Source organism: Asticcacaulis sp. AND118 (assembly GCF_020535245.1).
Classification (GTDB): Bacteria; Pseudomonadota; Alphaproteobacteria; order Caulobacterales; family Caulobacteraceae; genus Asticcacaulis.
In genome coordinates this window covers 639,952-655,078 of the sequence record NZ_CP084910.1, presented here as the reverse complement: position 1 = coordinate 655,078, position 15,127 = coordinate 639,952, and the positions used below count along the sequence as shown (strand labels likewise).

15 protein-coding genes are annotated in these 15,127 nt (G+C 61.0%); 3 read left to right on the top strand and 12 right to left on the bottom strand.

All coding sequences use genetic code 11. The features are described from left to right. Positions 1-48: 48 nt before the first annotated feature. Positions 49-510, top strand: a complete 462-nt coding sequence (locus LH365_RS03085; RefSeq protein WP_226744747.1) for a hypothetical protein — start codon at positions 49-51, stop codon at positions 508-510. Between the two features lie 51 nt (positions 511-561). Here LH365_RS03085 and LH365_RS03080 read toward each other — a convergent pair whose 3' ends face one another. Next, complete coding sequence (locus LH365_RS03080) at positions 562-984, bottom strand: helix-turn-helix domain-containing protein (RefSeq protein ID WP_226744746.1); 423 nt, start codon at positions 982-984, stop codon at positions 562-564. A gap of 67 nt (positions 985-1,051) precedes the next feature. On the opposite strand from LH365_RS03080, the gene LH365_RS03075 reads away from it, so the two are divergent. Together LH365_RS03075 and LH365_RS03070 are read left to right on the top strand one after the other, a co-directional pair. Further along, a complete protein-coding gene (locus LH365_RS03075) occupies positions 1,052-3,184 on the top strand; it encodes a heavy metal translocating P-type ATPase (RefSeq protein WP_226744745.1) in 2,133 nt (710 codons plus the stop codon). 85 nt (positions 3,185-3,269) lie between these two features. After that, positions 3,270-3,692, top strand: a complete 423-nt coding sequence (locus tag LH365_RS03070; protein ID WP_226744744.1) for a MerC domain-containing protein — start codon at positions 3,270-3,272, stop codon at positions 3,690-3,692. 138 nt (positions 3,693-3,830) lie between these two features. On the opposite strand, the gene LH365_RS03065 is transcribed toward LH365_RS03070, so the two are convergent. From LH365_RS03065 to LH365_RS03015, 11 genes are all read right to left on the bottom strand, one after another. Next, the gene (locus LH365_RS03065) at positions 3,831-4,613 is read right to left on the bottom strand and encodes a hypothetical protein (protein ID WP_226744743.1); all 783 of its coding nucleotides are present in this window, start codon (positions 4,611-4,613) and stop codon (positions 3,831-3,833) included. 448 nt (positions 4,614-5,061) lie between these two features. Further along, positions 5,062-5,643, bottom strand: a complete 582-nt coding sequence (locus LH365_RS03060; RefSeq protein ID WP_226744742.1) for a hypothetical protein — start codon at positions 5,641-5,643, stop codon at positions 5,062-5,064. Positions 5,644-5,809: 166 nt separating this feature from the next. Then, the gene (locus LH365_RS03055; protein ID WP_226744741.1) at positions 5,810-6,223 is read right to left on the bottom strand and encodes a zf-TFIIB domain-containing protein; all 414 of its coding nucleotides are present in this window, start codon (positions 6,221-6,223) and stop codon (positions 5,810-5,812) included. A gap of 28 nt (positions 6,224-6,251) precedes the next feature. Next, complete coding sequence (locus LH365_RS03050; protein WP_226744740.1) at positions 6,252-6,659, bottom strand: helix-turn-helix domain-containing protein; 408 nt, start codon at positions 6,657-6,659, stop codon at positions 6,252-6,254. Positions 6,660-6,668: 9 nt separating this feature from the next. After that, positions 6,669-7,091, bottom strand: a complete 423-nt coding sequence (gene flgC, locus LH365_RS03045; RefSeq protein ID WP_226744739.1) for a flagellar basal body rod protein FlgC — start codon at positions 7,089-7,091, stop codon at positions 6,669-6,671. After that, positions 7,081-8,196 (bottom strand): NAD(P)/FAD-dependent oxidoreductase, encoded by a 1,116-nt coding sequence (locus LH365_RS03040; RefSeq protein ID WP_226744738.1) that lies wholly within the window; start codon positions 8,194-8,196, stop codon positions 7,081-7,083. Before LH365_RS03040 ends, flgC begins: the two co-directional genes overlap by 11 nt. Further along, a complete protein-coding gene (locus LH365_RS03035) occupies positions 8,189-10,192 on the bottom strand; it encodes a heavy metal translocating P-type ATPase (protein ID WP_226744737.1) in 2,004 nt (667 codons plus the stop codon). The genes LH365_RS03040 and LH365_RS03035 overlap by 8 nt, the downstream gene beginning before the upstream one ends. Positions 10,193-10,253: 61 nt before the next feature. Further along, complete coding sequence (locus LH365_RS03030) at positions 10,254-10,484, bottom strand: hypothetical protein (protein WP_226744736.1); 231 nt, start codon at positions 10,482-10,484, stop codon at positions 10,254-10,256. After that, positions 10,481-10,924: a hypothetical protein gene (locus LH365_RS03025; protein WP_226744735.1), complete on the bottom strand. Its 444-nt coding sequence runs from the start codon at positions 10,922-10,924 to the stop codon at positions 10,481-10,483. Before LH365_RS03025 ends, LH365_RS03030 begins: the two co-directional genes overlap by 4 nt. Continuing rightward, a complete protein-coding gene (locus LH365_RS03020) occupies positions 10,921-11,862 on the bottom strand; it encodes a cation diffusion facilitator family transporter (RefSeq protein ID WP_226744734.1) in 942 nt (313 codons plus the stop codon). Before LH365_RS03020 ends, LH365_RS03025 begins: the two co-directional genes overlap by 4 nt. Before the next feature lie 65 nt (positions 11,863-11,927). Next, positions 11,928-15,119 (bottom strand): efflux RND transporter permease subunit, encoded by a 3,192-nt coding sequence (locus LH365_RS03015; RefSeq protein WP_226744733.1) that lies wholly within the window; start codon positions 15,117-15,119, stop codon positions 11,928-11,930. Positions 15,120-15,127: the final 8 nt, after the last annotated feature.

Below are 15,127 nucleotides of genomic sequence, written 5' to 3'. Positions count from 1 at the left end.
TTGATCCCATGATGACGACGAAATGGATCGTCAAAAAGGAGATCAGAGATGGCCGGGAACGGGTGGTTTAAAGACAGGCTTGTGTGGCCTCAAATCCACAGCCTCATTGGGGCAATTATCTTCTCGGCGCTCGGTGCGGGCGCCCTGTGGGCAGGTCAGGGCGCTACCGTGCTCTCGGGTCAGTGCTCCGCCGCAACCGAAATCAAGCTTGAGCATGGCCAGTTCGCTCTGCTCAACCGCAATCTGGAATCGGCCCGCGCAGTCGGGAGTGACGTAAAGATCGAGGCGCCCAATTGCGCTGAGGCGAATGCCTTCCTTGCCGAACTCAGCGCCCAGGAAATGCAGACCCTCACCAAGCCCGCCGACAAATCCTTGCGTGAACTCAAACGCGTTGATTGCTATGAGCGGGCGATCGCCGCCAGCCGCATGCCTCTGCGCCCCCGCACCAAGGTCGGCGGCCTCCTGCGCCTGTGCGGCGCGACCGCCCAGCTTGCCTCCACCGCGCCGTGATATCACACCACCAAGCGACCGCCCCCACTGACGTCCGTGAGGCCTGCGGCATTAAGGCTCGCGCCCTGCGCCATCGGGGGCCAGCGACTCGATAATGGCGCAATCTGCGATCGTGTTGCACCGGCAGCTTTCAATCACCTGGTCAAGTACCACCTTCAGCGCCTGGAGATCCTTAATCTTGCGCTCGACCTCATCACGATGGCCGCGGGCAATCACGTCGACCGCCTCACAGGGCTGCGATCGATCGTCGGATAGCGCAAGCAAGGCCCGGACCTGATCCAGCGAAAATCCGAGATCGCGAGCCCGGCGAATAAAGCTCAGGCGGTTCAAGTGCGTGACCTCGTAGATGCGATAGTTTCCCCCCGTGCGTGCCGGGATCGGCAACAACCCACTCTTCTCATAAAAGCGGATGGTTTCGACCTTCGTGGTCGTCGCGCGCGATAAATCGCCGATCGAAAAATGTTCTGATGCCACGACTTGACCCTGTACTTACTACAGGGTCCATATACAGCATTCCGCGTCCGCCGTCGAGGTTTCCCCCATGAGTGCTCCGTCCCTTTCGCCCATCCGCCTACAGATCGAAGGCATGGATTGCGGCGCCTGTGCCCTCAAAATCGAGGTGGCCCTCAAGCGGTTACCCGGCACGAGCGACGTGGCGGTATCCTACCAAAACGAGACCTTGTCCCTCCAACTCGACGACACCCAGACTTCGCTCTCAAAATTAGAAGAGCAGATTCGCAGTCTCGGGTTCACTTCGTCTCTGGTGACGGAAGAGACCCGGAGCCTGCCCGTTAAAAAGCCGAGCCTACCTTTGTGGAAGACCGGTAAGGGAAGGCTGGTGCTCCTGACGGGGCTCCTCCTGGCAGCGGGGTTAGTGCTGGAGCGCCTCCTTCCCGCATACGCGGTCATCATTACGTCGGTCGCAGCGCTGATCAGCGTTGCGCCCTTCGCTAAACGCGCGGTGGCCGGCGCTCTGGCGGGCTCGCCCTTTACCATCGAAACCCTGATGTCAGTGGCCGCCATCGGCGCCGTCGCCATCGGTCAGGGCGAAGAAGCCTTGACCGTGATTTTCCTCTTCGCCGTCGGCGAAGTTCTGGAGACCCTCGCCGCGGGCCGCGCTCGTGCTGGCATCGAAGCCCTCATAAGCCTGGTGCCTCGCACCGCCCGCGTCGTTCGCGACGGCCAGATTGTCGAAGTCGAGGCCGAAGCGCTCGACATCGGCGATATCGCCATCGTCCGCCCCGGTGATCGGGTGCCGTCAGATGGCACGGTTGTTGACGGGGCATCGGAGGTAGATGAATCGCCCGTGACCGGCGAGTCCGTGCCGGTCTTCAAGTCTATCGGTGCCGACCTCTATGCCGGTAGCATTAACGCCCATAGCGAACTGAGCGTCCGTATCACCCACAAGGCCGCCGACAACACGATTGCCCGCATCATTCACCTGGTAGAGGAAGCGCAGGAGAGCAAAGCGCCCACCGCCAGATTTATCGACCGCTTCAGTCAGTGGTACACCCCAGCCGCCATGCTCGCGGCCGCCCTCGTCATCATCATTCCGCCCCTTGCCTTCGGGCAGGACTGGACGACCTGGATCTACCGTGGCCTTGCCACGCTCCTGATTGCCTGTCCGTGTGCGCTTGTCATCTCCACCCCCACCGCCATCGCCTCCGGACTGGCCGCCGGCGCGCGGCAAGGGCTTCTGATCAAAGGCGGCGCCGCCCTCGAAACCCTGGGTAAGATCAAGACCGTTGCTTTCGACAAGACAGGCACCCTCACCCGCGGCAAACCGCAAGTCACGGACATCATCACCTTTTCAGCTGACGAAACCGAGATGCTGGCGCGCGCGGCAGCCGTCGAAGCCAATACCAGCCACCCCCTGGGCAAGGCGATCGTCGAGGCGGCACGCGCCCGCGCGCTCGATATACCTGCCACCTTCGGCGGATCGACGGCCGTGCCGGGTAAGGCCGTAACCGCCCGCCTGCGTGCCGGATTCGTCTCGGTCGGCTCGCCTGCCTTCGCCGCCGAGAAGGCGCCCCTACCCGAGGGCGCAACGGCCAAAATTCAGGCCATGGAACGCGAGGGCAAAACGGTCGTGGTCGTCATGGCCGGCAAGAGTGCCGAGGGCCTCATCGCCATCCGGGACGAATTGCGCGAGGACGCGGCCGCCGCTGTCAAAGCCCTGCAGGCGCGTGGCATCGCGACGCTCATGCTCACAGGCGATAACCAGCGAACCGCCTCAGCGATCGCTGGCCAGATCGGGGTCGATGCCGAGGCGGAACTGCTCCCGGACGCCAAGCTTGCCCGTATCTCCGCGCTCGCGTCCCAGGCCCCTATCGCGATGGTGGGCGACGGCATCAACGACGCGCCGGCGCTGGCCGCCGCGTCGGTCGGCATCGCTATGGGAGGCGGGACGGACGTGGCGCTTGAGACGGCGGACGCGGCCCTGCTGAGGGATCGGGTGACGGGCGTCCCCGAACTGATAGCCCTCTCCAAGGCGACACTTGGCAATATCTGGCAAAATATTGCCCTCGCCCTGGGCCTGAAGGCCATCTTCCTCGTCACGACACTGACCGGCACCACGACCCTGTGGATGGCGATCCTGGCCGACACAGGTGCGACCGTGCTCGTCACCGCCAACGCGCTGAGATTGCTGGCCTTCAAAAGCCGGGGCAAATGACAGACCTTCGAAAAGACAGAAGATCGCGCCCAACTTTGCGACACACCATAACACCATCAAATCTCAATCGTAGTGCGGACCGTCTGTGATCTTTCGCCCCAAACGCCCCTCTGAATTCGCTGACCTGATAGGCCTCTTCCTGTCGATTATATGCGTTGTGCATTGCCTGGCCCTCCCAGCCGTCATCCTCTTGCTGCCCTCACTCGGCGTCTTTTTCCAGGCGCACTGGATTCATCAAGTCCTGATCGCCCTTGCTGCACCGGTGAGCCTGTGGGCCATCCTGCGCTCAGGTCTGTGGCGCCAATATCAGGTTGGCATTCCTATGGCGTTCGGGATCGCCTTACTGGCGCTGGCCGCGTTCTACAAACCTGTCGAGGCTTTCGAGGCACCGGTGAGCATTCTCGGCGCTGGGCTGTTAGCCTTCGGGCATTATCGCAATACGCGGCTAGTCCATTCTGTTCAGCAATCCACCAACTCAGCGCGGAGTGCGCGCGGGCGCACAGATTGAGAATCTTGAGCGGCTCTATGCTTATGCCCTCTTTCGTCTCCATCTGTTTCTAGGCAAACCCGGATCGTTTCCAACGGCCAATGAACATAGACAGGGTTCAGGACTAAGAATGTCTAAAACGCCAACACGCCTCTTCCGCTACGCAACGCTGTCGCCCGCGAGAAGCGTCGCGGCGTCGCGGATACGCTGAAGAACCCTCCGGACGATCGCAGTCGGGACCCCGATCCCGGTGCCATCGACATAGTCGGTGAATACCCCCACCACTTCTACTCTCCCGGTGAGCATTTTTTCCGCCCGAAGCATAGGACCACCGGAAACACCCCGCGGAACTGGTGCCATGGCGCGTTTCCGCGTGACCGCGATCCGGTTTTTGCTTTTGGGATATTCCATCACAACACTCAGGCTGGTCAGCTTTCGGCATTTATTCGAGTAGAGGTACGGCTTCGGCCGAAGCGTACGGGCATGTCGGGAGCGCTTAAAATCTCTCGCCAGATAACCGACTACGCTTATGTATTTCGGTTTATCAAAAAGTTGCAGCCACTCCCACGGCATGCCGTCTTCCAGTGCCAGTTCCGGTAATCGCACACACGCTAAGTCAAAACCATCTGCGCCGTATATCTGAGCGAATGTCAGATCGCCGACCGACTTGAGAACACCCTTCACAAAAAACAGCTTTTCACCGGGCACCTCGTCCTCGGCATGACCATAGAAAACATGCCGGGCGCTGATCAGAACCACCTCGGCACCATTCTGCACCACAAAGGCCGTACCCACCTGAGAAATATCATCCGGATGATCGATCCGGGGCGCGTAGATCGCGACAAGGTAGGGTTTGATCGCTCGATCAACCAGATCCGCCAGTATTTCCGCGGCTTCCAGATTAACCGCTTCAAGTTCGCGATCGTCAATGAGGCGTTTCACGTCCAGAGGTCCTCTCAATAAAAGTTTGACTTCGCCCCTTGAAAAGGGACAGCGGACGCCGGCGTCCGCGGGTTTCCACCGGCTTCAAAGGGAGGTGAAGCGGGCGAAACTCAGTGATCGTCAGCCGGCCTTAGGGCAATCCCGGTAGGCTGTGTTGCAACTCAATCGAAAACCTCATGAAGACTCTGTCAGTGATTGATCCGCTCAAAGCGGTGTAGACATGTTCTCATTCGTAAGGCGCGTCATGCCAAGGTACGGGTGACATAACGATGAGATCAAACAGGAGCCGCTTCGGGGAGTGGAGCGGATCGCCTGCTCTGAGCCAGCCGCATGCGCTCGCATCCGCGCTCGAAGGTCGAACCCTGCTGCGACAGTGCAGCGCTACCACTCACCATTTGGGCCCGACATGGGCACAATCGCCAATGCCCGATTAAATGAGCGGCAGGGGTTAGAGCCGACCGATACGACGTCGGCGGAACTCAGGCCAGTTGCCGAGTTGCCAAAGCCCCCACCATGCCAAAGGCACAAGACCGAGCGCGCTGGCCATGCCCGGGAAGTAACTGTATCCCGCCTGGTCGTCGAAGAACGGAAAGACGAAATGGGCGACTTCAGTTACGCCCATTGCCGCGAAGAAACTCCACGCCAAATATTCCCCAACCCGTGACCCCTTGCCGAATAGAAATGGCACCAAAAGCCAGGCGGAAGCGAGGCCGTACAGGAAATATGCAAGTGGCGATGAGGTATCAGGCATCGCCACGCCTGTGAGTTTCGCCAAGGCCGGGAAAAAGCCGAGGTGTCGTTCCTCAAGCTTGTGCAGCACGAAGAACACCATAGTCACGAGAAATGGCACGCGGATACGCTTGTAGCTCGGTACAGCCGGCACCGTCAGCCACAGGATCAGACCACCAATATAGCCGGAAGCGATTAGGAACCCCGGCATCCAGCCCAGAAGGACATAGCTCAGTTTCACGACCACGGTGGAAAACGCAACCGCAGCCATGATCGCCCACAAGGGCTGGCGTGTCGGCATGAATTACCTCTCGAATAGCACTGGCCACTAGGGCATTGAATAAGATCCAGCGGACGCCCTCCCCGCGAGGGCATCCGCTGGTTTCCGCCGGCTTAATGGGGGGCAGTAACCGGCGGAAAGGAGCGACAGGCCAACGCACTCCCTAAACACATTGGCCTGTCGCAACTCAGTCGAAGAAGTCACGCAGGTTAAAGCGTCGCTTCCCGTTATGACCGCCATGGCTCCCGCCGTGACCGCCGCCATGACCACCACCGTGTCCGCCACCATGACCACCGCCATGGCCGCGATGCTCGGAGCGTCCGCCGTGTCCGCCTTCGCGGTCGTAGGCATTGCCTCTATAGCCATCGGTATGTGACCGGTCGGAATATCGGCTGTCCGAGACCGGGGGCGGCTCAGGCATTGGCGTAGGCGCCACCGCGCTGGATGCATTGTCTGCACCAACAGCGATGGAGATGAGCTTGTCGAGTTCGCCTCGATCGAGCCAGACACCACGGCAAAGCGTGCAGACATCGATCAGCACGCCTTCACGCAAGACCTCCTGCATGTCATTGCGGCAAACCGGGCAATTGAGTTTAGACATAAAGCGTCCTTTCGTTACTGGAGGCGTGTCAGTCGTCAGCGAGCGACACCACAAGTTCGAGTATTTTCCGGCGATGGCGAGCGGACCTGATCCTGGGGAAAAGGTAGGCCAGTTCCATGCCTTCAGAGCTGGCCAAAAAGGTCCAAACCGCCCTTTCGCTGGAGATCGTTTCCAGCGCGTCCGCGTTGGCTTCGAGGTCATCGAAAAAGAAGCCGATCGACACATCGAGCGCCGTGGCCGTCTCGTAAAGTTTCGAGGCACTGACCCGGTTCGTGCCCCGTTCGTACTTTTGCACCTGCTGAAACGTCAGGCCCAAACGTGCACCAAGCCCCGCCTGGGTCAGGCCCACAAGCTTGCGGCGGACACGAACGCGACGACCGACATGAACGTCGACGACATGCGGCATACGAACATCGGCGGTAACGGTGGCAGTCATCTCAGGCCCCTATTTCTTCAGCATCTGCATCGCGGCGTTTTCCATCGCATGCGACGTTTCGATGACGTTGAGATTGGCCTCGTAGGCACGTTGCGCGTCGCGCATATCCATGGACTCGATAAGACCCTGAACATTCGGACGCTTAACGTAGCCATCCGCATCGGCGGCGGGGTGGCTCGGATCGTAATCCTTGGGAAATTCCTTCGGATCGGCTTTCACCTGTGCCAGTTCCACACCCAGCGCCCCGTCGATCAAAGTGGCCTGGAAGACGGGCATCTGCCGGCGGTAGGGGTCGGCGCCCGGCGTCGAGCCGGTCGAGGCCGAATTGGCGATGTTTTCCGCAATGATCCGCATGCGGGCCTGCTGAGCCCTCAGACCACTGACCGCGGCGGCACCGACCGCGGCGTCACTTGGAACCTTGTCAATCGGCATGGCTGGTGCACTCCGTCCGGTCCTCGATCAGGTCATTCACGACATACTCAGCGTCCGGCCCCGCACCGACGATCAGGCCGGAGGCCATACCCGACTGCCACCGGCGTCCGGCAAGATAGAGCCCCGAGGCCTTGGACACACCGCGCTCATGCAGGAGGTAACCCTTCTCATCCTTGGCCTCCGGCACGTCGATCCAACGCGTGTCCATGACATAGCCGACAGCCCAAATAACCGTCTTCACGGTCTGAGTGGTGCCGTCCTGAAACGTAACGGCGGTGCCGTTGGCGGACATCAGTCTGGGCTTGATCACCACACCGCGAGCCTTCAACTCGCGAAGGCTCTTGACCGTACTCGGCAAGGGCTGCTTGAGGCCGAATTTGCGACTATGCGTCTTCGGCTTGAAGAAACCCCATTCGTTGAGCCAGTACCACAGGCTCTTCCCGAACCAGCGGGCGGGCAAAATGAAGGGTTTTCGCCCCGTCGCAAGAAACACCTGATGGCCCGGTGCCAGTTCCGCCGCAATATCGCGTCCGCTGGCGCCGTCCCCGACAACCAGCACCGGGCCTTCGGTCACCTGCGCCGGACGGCTGTAGGACATCATATTCAGTTGCGTGACCTTCGGCGCGAAATCCTTGCGCATGGCCGGAACCGAGGCAGCGGGGTAGGTCCCGTAAGCCAGGATGACCGAGCGCGCCCGCATCGTGGACTGGTTCGACAAGGTCAGCTCGAAATGCCCCTCGGCGTCGCGCTGGATCTTGTCCACCCGGACGCCCAACTGCACAGGCAGGGCGAAGTGCGTGGCGTAGTCTTCGAGAAAGTCGGCAAATTCCAGCCGGTCTGGCCGCCCGTCGGGATCACCGGGCATAGCCAATCCGGGCAGGCCGTTAAAGGCCCGCGGCGTGAACAGGGTCAGGCTTTCATAGCGAAACCGCCAAGCATCGCCGATACGCCGACTGCGATCGAGAATGATGAAATCCAGCCCCGCCTGTTGAAGATAGTAACCCGCCGATAGTCCTGACTGCCCGGCGCCCAGAACGATCACATCCCTGACCGCAGGCACTGCCGGTTTCGAAGTCTTGAGAGGCCCCTTCTGCCGCCTAAGCATCGCGACCTCCTTTCCAGCCCAGAAGCCGCATGGCATTTGCCGTCACAAAGACAGTCGCCCCCGTGTCCGCCAAAATGGCCGGCCATAGCCCCGTAATGCCCAGGACCGTTGTGACGAGAAAGACCGCCTTCAGCCCCAGAGCGATCGTAATGTTCTGGTAGATATTGGTCATGGTCAGCTTCGACAGACCGATCATGTCGGCAATGTCCATAACGCGCCCATGCAGCACGGCGGCGTCGGCCGTCTCCAGCGCCACGTCCGTACCACCGCCCATAGCAATGCCGACGTCCGCGGCCGCAAGGGCTGGCGCATCGTTGATACCGTCACCGACCTTGGCGACGACCTCGCCCTGATCCTGCAGATCCTTGACGATGGTTTGCTTCTCTTCAGGCATCAATTCGGTTCGGGCCTGCATGCCGAGTTGGGAAGCGATGGCCTCGCCGGTCCGCTTGTTATCACCGGTCAGCATGAGCGTGGTGATACCCTGACGCTGGAGCGCCCACACCCCGGCCTTCGCGTCTTCGCGCGGCTCGTCGCGCATGGCGATGAAGCCGGCAACCTCGTCATTGACGATCAAAACGGAGACCGTCTTCCCTTCGTCATTCAGCCGCAGGATGCTTTGGCGCAGATTGCCGCCCAGTGGCAGATAGTCCTCGGTCGCCTTGGGGGAATAAAGGCGCACGGACTTGCCCTCGACCGTGCCCGCAACGCCCTTGCCGGCGACTGCCTTCGAGCTTTCCGCCGTGCCGTGGTCGATATTGCGTGCCTTGGCTTCATTAAGGATAGCGGTTGCGAGCGGATGGCTCGAACCCGCCTCAAGCGTGGCGGCGATGCGCAACACCTCGCCCTCGTCCATCCCATTGCCATGGATGTCGGTCAGCTTGGGCTTGCCTTCGGTCAGCGTCCCGGTCTTATCCATGGCGACATAGGTCACCTTGCGGAAAGTCTCAAGAACCGCGCCGCCCTTCATGAGAAGGCCACGTTTGGCCCCAGCCGAAAGCGCTGCCGCGATCGCGGCCGGGGTCGAGATGACCAACGCGCAGGGACAGCCGATCAACAGCACAGCCAAGCCCTTGTAGAGCCACTCCGACCATTCGCCGCCAAAGGCCAGGGGCGGAATGACGGTGACAAGGAAGGCAAAAACAATGACCCCAGGCGTGTAATATTTGGAGAAGCCGTCGATGAAACGCTCCGTCGGCGCCTTGGCCTCCTGCGCATCTTCAACGAGTTTGATAACCCGGGAGATCGTATTGTTCTCGGCCGCGGCGGTCACTTTCACCCGCAACACGCCTTCCTGATTGATCGTCCCGGCAAACACCTGATCGTCTACCGTCTTGCGCTTGGGCACGGACTCGCCAGTTACCGGTGCCTCATCGATCGCACTTTCGCCTTCGACAATCACACCATCGGCCGGCACACGGTCGCCTGGGCGCACGACCACTATGGCATCTACCGCCAATTCTTCAGCGGGCACCTTGCGCGTCTTGCCGTCACCCTCATCCAGAAGCGCATCTTTGGGAACGAGCGTCGCCAGTTCCCGGATACTGGCCCGGGCGCGATCAGCCGCAATGCCCTCAAGCAACTCGCCCACGAGGAACAGGACGATAACCACGGCGGCCTCCTCGGCCGCATCGATGACTATAGCGCCAATGGCCGCGATGGTCATAAGCGTCTCGATCGAGAAGGGATAACCGCGCGCCACGCCCTTCGCCGCCCGCCGAACGATGGGGATAAGCCCCACCATCATGGCAGCGACATAGCCCCAAGGTGCACTTTGCGGGACGAGCTTCGCCAGGAGGAAGGCAGCACCGAAGGCGGCGGCGCACAGGAGCGTCAGGCGGGCCTTGGGGCTTTTCCACCAGGGTCCATCTGTCGGACCGTGGTCGTGCCCGTGGAGACCTTCCAGATCATCCCCGTGCTTATGGTCGTCGTCATTGGCGGCCTTGCCGCCGATCTTGCCCTCGGCGTTCGAGGGCGGGTGGGAATCGTGGGCCATTTGATGTCCTTTGCGCGCGGAAGGGGGAACTCAGCCGCTCCCTTCCGCGGATGTGTCCGAGCTATTTGTCCGTGCCGCCGCTTTGCGGCGCTTCGGCTTTCGGGTCTGAGGAGGGGTTCGCCGGCGCGTTCGGCACCTTGACGATCTTGTAGAATTTGTCGCGAGGCGCCGGGGACATCTTCACCACCTTCACGGTGTATCCCTTGTCGGCCTCTGGGGTGCTCGCGCAAGCGCCGAGCGTCGTCAGAGCGAGGGCGAAGGCCAGCAGGCTCACGGGTTTCATGGCTTTCATCGGGCGTTTCCTTCCAGGATCGGTGTGACGAACGGTTCGTCGAGCGTTTTGCAGACCTTCTCGACGCGGTCGGCGTGCATGCGCGCGTCGTCGCCATCGCGCAGACGTTTGACCAAAAGCAGGTCATGGCAGGTCAGGCGGGCTTTGCGCTTTTCGGCTTCGGACGTGCTGGTCAAAGCTCGGCACACACTCTGCATCTTCCGAACCTCGGGGGTCGATGAATTGCGGATCTGGTTTTTGGTGCGCACATCGCCGACCCTATATGCCGTCGAATGGCGCAGTGGCCATTTGGCCTCCCAGATGCACTTCATCTGGGCTTTACGGGCATCGTTTTCGGGTGAGACGGCCTGGGTTGCGGCGCGTGCAAACACCGGGGTCGTTGTCAGGGACGCCATCAGTATCGCGCCGATGGCCCCCGCTATGGGTAGTTTGCGTTTCATGTGTCGGTGTCCTTCGACCATGTCGGTTTTTCAATGCCGACGTGGGTGCGCTCGACCTGAACGGTGGCGTGCGCAATCCCAAACGTCGCGGCGATCTCATGCGCGCGAGCGAGAATGAGCGCCTCGTCTGCGCCCGGATTGACCAGAAGATGCGCCGTCAGGCTGTTTTCGCCCGTCGTCACGCTCCAGATGTGAAGGTCGTGGACGTCCTTGACCCCGGCGACCGCCGCCAGTTCGGATTCGACCTTCTGCAGGTCCACACCGGCAGGCACGCCTTCCAGCAAAACGTGAAAGCTCTCTTTGAGAAGCTTCCAGGTTCGCGGCAGCACCCAGAACCCGATCAGTACCGCCAGGATCGGATCGATCTGCGGTATCTTCGTCACGTAGATCAGGATGGCGGCAATGATAACGCCCAGCGAGCCCAGCATATCGGCCAGAACTTCGAGATAGGCGCCCTTCATGTTCAGGCTTTCGTCCGATCCGCCCTGCAGCACCCGCATGCTGACCAGATTCACGATCAGACCGAGGACGGCGACGATCAGCATGCCCCCCGTTTGGACCTCGGGCGGCTGGCTAAAGCGCTCGTAGGCCTCGTAGAGGATGTAGATGGCGACGGCGAAGAGAATAATAGCGTTGAAGACCGCTGCCAGCACTTCGAACCGGCGGTAGCCAAACGTACGCTTAGAGTCGGCGGCCTTCTTGCCAATTTGAATAGCGATGAAGGCGATGATCAGCGCCATGACATCGGTCATCATGTGCGCGGCGTCCGACAACAGCGCCAGACTATTGAAAACGAAACCACCGATAATTTCGGCAATCATGAACGTTCCGGTCAGACCGATCGCGATCAGCAATCGCTTCTCGTTGGCCTGGCGTCCCGAATGTGCATCCCCGGCCCTCCCGGCAGATGCGCCCCCCTTACTATGATCGTGCGCCATAAGCGCCTCCTTTCAATTGGGGAAAAAAGAGGGGCGCGACGTATGAGGCCGCGCCCCTCTCAGAGCTACAGGCCTTCGCCATGTACCTCCCTGTTGGAGGCTGGCCTGTTCTTCTCAAGCGTCTTCTCCTTGCCGTGCACGATGCGATAGAGCGCCGGCAGGATCAGCAGGGTGAGGATGGTCGAGGAGACAATGCCGCCGATGACGACCGTCGCGAGCGGACGCTGCACTTCGGAACCGGCGCCGACGTTGAAGGCCATCGGCACGAAGCCCAGCGAAGCCACCAGCGCCGTCATCATGACCGGACGCAGACGGGTCAGCGCCCCTTCGATGATGGCCTCGTCGAGCAACTTGCCTTCGGCTCTCAGCGACTTGATGAAGGTCAGCATCACCACGCCGTTGAGCACCGCCACACCGGATAGGGCGATAAAGCCCACCCCCGCCGAGATAGAGAGCGGGATGTCACGTATGGCCAAGGCGACGATCCCCCCCGTCAAAGCCAGCGGCACACCCGAGAACACGATCAGTGCGTCCTCCATAGTGCCGAACAGCATGAAGAGCAGACCAATGATCAGGATCAGCGCGATCGGCACGACGATCTGGAGGCGCTTGGCCGCCGAGGTCATCTGTTCGAACGTGCCGCCGTAGTTCACCCAATAGCCTTCCGGCAGCTTGACCTGCGCCCCGACCTTGTCTTGCAGGGTCGTAACGAAGGTGCCGAGGTCGGCGCCACGGACGTTGGCCGTGACCACGACGCGGCGCTTGCCCTGTTCGCGGCTGATCTGGTTGGGACCATTGATCATCTCGATATGAGCGACATCCTGAAGCGGGATGAAGCTCGCACCGGTCATGCCCTCTGCGGAGTCCCCGTCATTGCTGACCGGGATGCGCAGACGACCGATCTCGGCGAGGTTGGCACGCTGGGTTTCCGGCAGACGCACAATCACATTAAAACGGCGGTCGCCTTCGAAAATTTGGCCCGCTTCGGTGCCGCCCAGAGCCGTGGACACCACGTCCTGCACGTCGCCTATGCTGAGACCCAGACGCGCCATGGCGGTGCGATCCGGCGTGATCTGCAGCATGGGCAGGCCCGAAACCTGTTCCACGCGAACGTCCTCAGCACCGGGGATAGTCTTCATCACCTTCTGGATGTCATTGCCGGTCTTCAGCAACTGATCGAGATCGTCGCCGAAGATTTTGACGGCCACGTCCGAGCGTACACCGGAGATAAGCTCGTTAAAGCGCATCTGGATGGGCTGGGTAAACTCGTAGTTATTACCGGGAATTTCCTCGACCGCCTTCTGCATGCGTTCGACGAGGCTGTTCTTAGGCTCGTTCGGATTCGGCCACTTCTTGCGGTCTTTCAGGATCACGAAGGTGTCGGCCACGGAGGGCGGCATGGGGTCCGTCGCCACTTCGGCGGTACCGATTTTGGCGAAGACACGTTCCACTTCCGGGAACTTTTTAAGTCGCGCCTCGACGGCGGCCTGCATGTGGATCGACTGCGTCAGGCTGGTGCCCGGGATACGCATGGCGTGCAGCGCCACATCGCCTTCGTCGAGTTGCGGGATGAACTCCGCTCCCAGACGCGTGGCCAGGAAGCCGGACAGGACGACCAGTACGATGGCAATGCCCACCATGGCGTAACGCGCCTTGATGGCCAGCTTCAGAATGGGCTCGTAGAACTTACGCGCCCCACGCATCACGAAGCTCTCCTTTTCCTGCACCTTGCCCGTGACGAACATCGCCACAGCGGCCGGAACGAAGGTCAGGGACAGCACCAGAGCCGCGGCCAGAGCCATGACGACGGTGGCCGCCATCGGGTGGAACATCTTGCCTTCGACGCCCGAGAGCGCGAAGATCGGGAAGTAAACGATGGTGATGATCAGCACGCCGAACAGAGACGGCTTGATGACTTCCGCCGAGGCCTTTGAGGCGAGAGCGAAGCGTTCGTCGCGCGTCAGAAGCCGCCCGTGGTGGTGTTGCGCCTCGGCAAAGCGCCGCAGACAGTTTTCCATGATGATGACGGCGCCATCGACGATCAGACCGAAGTCGAGCGCCCCCAGCGACATCAGGTTACCCGAGACCTTATTCTCGACCATGCCTGTGATGGTCATCAACATGGCCACCGGGATAACCATGGCCGTGATGATGGCCGCGCGGATATTGCCGAGCAGCAAGAACAGGATGACGATAACCAGTAGCGCGCCTTCGGCCAGGTTCTTTTCGATGGTCTGGATGGTGCGCTCGACCAGCGTCGTCCGGTCATAGACCGACACCGCCGACACGCCTTCCGGCAGAGACTTATTGGCCGCGGCGAGCTTTTCCGAGACGGCTTTTGCCACGGTACGCGAGTTCTCGCCGATCAGCATATTGACCGTGGCGACCACGACCTCCTTGCCGTTCTGCGTGGCCGCGCCCGTCCGCAGTTCTTCGCCCAAAAGCACGTCGGCGACATCGGCGATGCGGATGGGCACGCCCATACGCGTCTGGACGACGATTTGCTTCAGATCTTCGATCGTGTTGGCCTGGCCGGGGACACGGACGAGGAACTGCTCGCCGCTCTTTTCGACATATCCCGCGCCTCGGTTGCTGTTGTTGGTCTCCAGCGCCTTGATGACATCGGCCATCGTCAGGCTGTAGGCCGACAGACGCTCAGGGAACGGCGTCACATGGTATTGACGTTCAAACCCGCCGATGGTGTTGACTTCGGTCACGCCCGGCGTGTTGCGCAGTTGCGGGCGGATGACCCAGTCCTGCAGCGTGCGCAGATCTTCCGGGGTATAGGCCGTTCCGTCAGCCTTGCGGGCATCGGGTTTGGCTTCGACCGTATACATGAAGATTTCACCGAGGCCGGTCGAGATCGGCCCCAGTTGCGGCTCCGATCCGGCCGGTAGCTGGCTCCTCACCGACTGTACCCGCTCGTTGACGAGCTGACGGGCAAAGTAGATGTCCGTGCCTTCCTTGAAGACGACCGTGACTTGCGACAGGCCATAACGCGAGATCGAGCGCGTATATTGCAAGCCGGGCAGACCGGCTATGGCCGTTTCCACCGGGAAGGTGATGCGCTGTTCGGCCTCAAGGGGCGAATATCCGGGCGCTTCGGTGTTGATCTGAACCTGCACATTGGTGATGTCGGGCACGGCATCGATGGGCAGGCGGGTGAAGTTATAGACGCCGAGGGCCGACAGGGCCAGCACGACGATCATGACGATCCAGCGGTGCCGAATCGACTGCGCGATGATTTTTTCAAGCATGATGATTC

Bases quoted from the DNA above. Each gene is read 5' to 3' on its own strand.
- LH365_RS03085 (WP_226744747.1), top strand. From the start codon at position 49: ATGGCCGGGAACGGGTGGTTTAAAGACAGGCTTGTGTGGCCTCAAATC.
- LH365_RS03075 (WP_226744745.1), top strand. From the start codon at position 1,052: ATGAGTGCTCCGTCCCTTTCGCCCATCCGCCTACAGATCGAAGGCATG.
- LH365_RS03060 (WP_226744742.1), bottom strand. From the start codon at position 5,643: ATGCCGACACGCCAGCCCTTGTGGGCGATCATGGCTGCGGTTGCGTTT.
- LH365_RS03055 (WP_226744741.1), bottom strand. From the start codon at position 6,223: ATGTCTAAACTCAATTGCCCGGTTTGCCGCAATGACATGCAGGAGGTC.
- LH365_RS03050 (WP_226744740.1), bottom strand. From the start codon at position 6,659: ATGACTGCCACCGTTACCGCCGATGTTCGTATGCCGCATGTCGTCGAC.
- flgC (WP_226744739.1), bottom strand. From the start codon at position 7,091: ATGCCGATTGACAAGGTTCCAAGTGACGCCGCGGTCGGTGCCGCCGCG.
- LH365_RS03040 (WP_226744738.1), bottom strand. From the start codon at position 8,196: ATGCTTAGGCGGCAGAAGGGGCCTCTCAAGACTTCGAAACCGGCAGTG.
- LH365_RS03035 (WP_226744737.1), bottom strand. From the start codon at position 10,192: ATGGCCCACGATTCCCACCCGCCCTCGAACGCCGAGGGCAAGATCGGC.
- LH365_RS03030 (WP_226744736.1), bottom strand. From the start codon at position 10,484: ATGAAAGCCATGAAACCCGTGAGCCTGCTGGCCTTCGCCCTCGCTCTG.
- LH365_RS03025 (WP_226744735.1), bottom strand. From the start codon at position 10,924: ATGAAACGCAAACTACCCATAGCGGGGGCCATCGGCGCGATACTGATG.
- LH365_RS03020 (WP_226744734.1), bottom strand. From the start codon at position 11,862: ATGGCGCACGATCATAGTAAGGGGGGCGCATCTGCCGGGAGGGCCGGG.
- LH365_RS03015 (WP_226744733.1), bottom strand. From the start codon at position 15,119: ATGCTTGAAAAAATCATCGCGCAGTCGATTCGGCACCGCTGGATCGTC.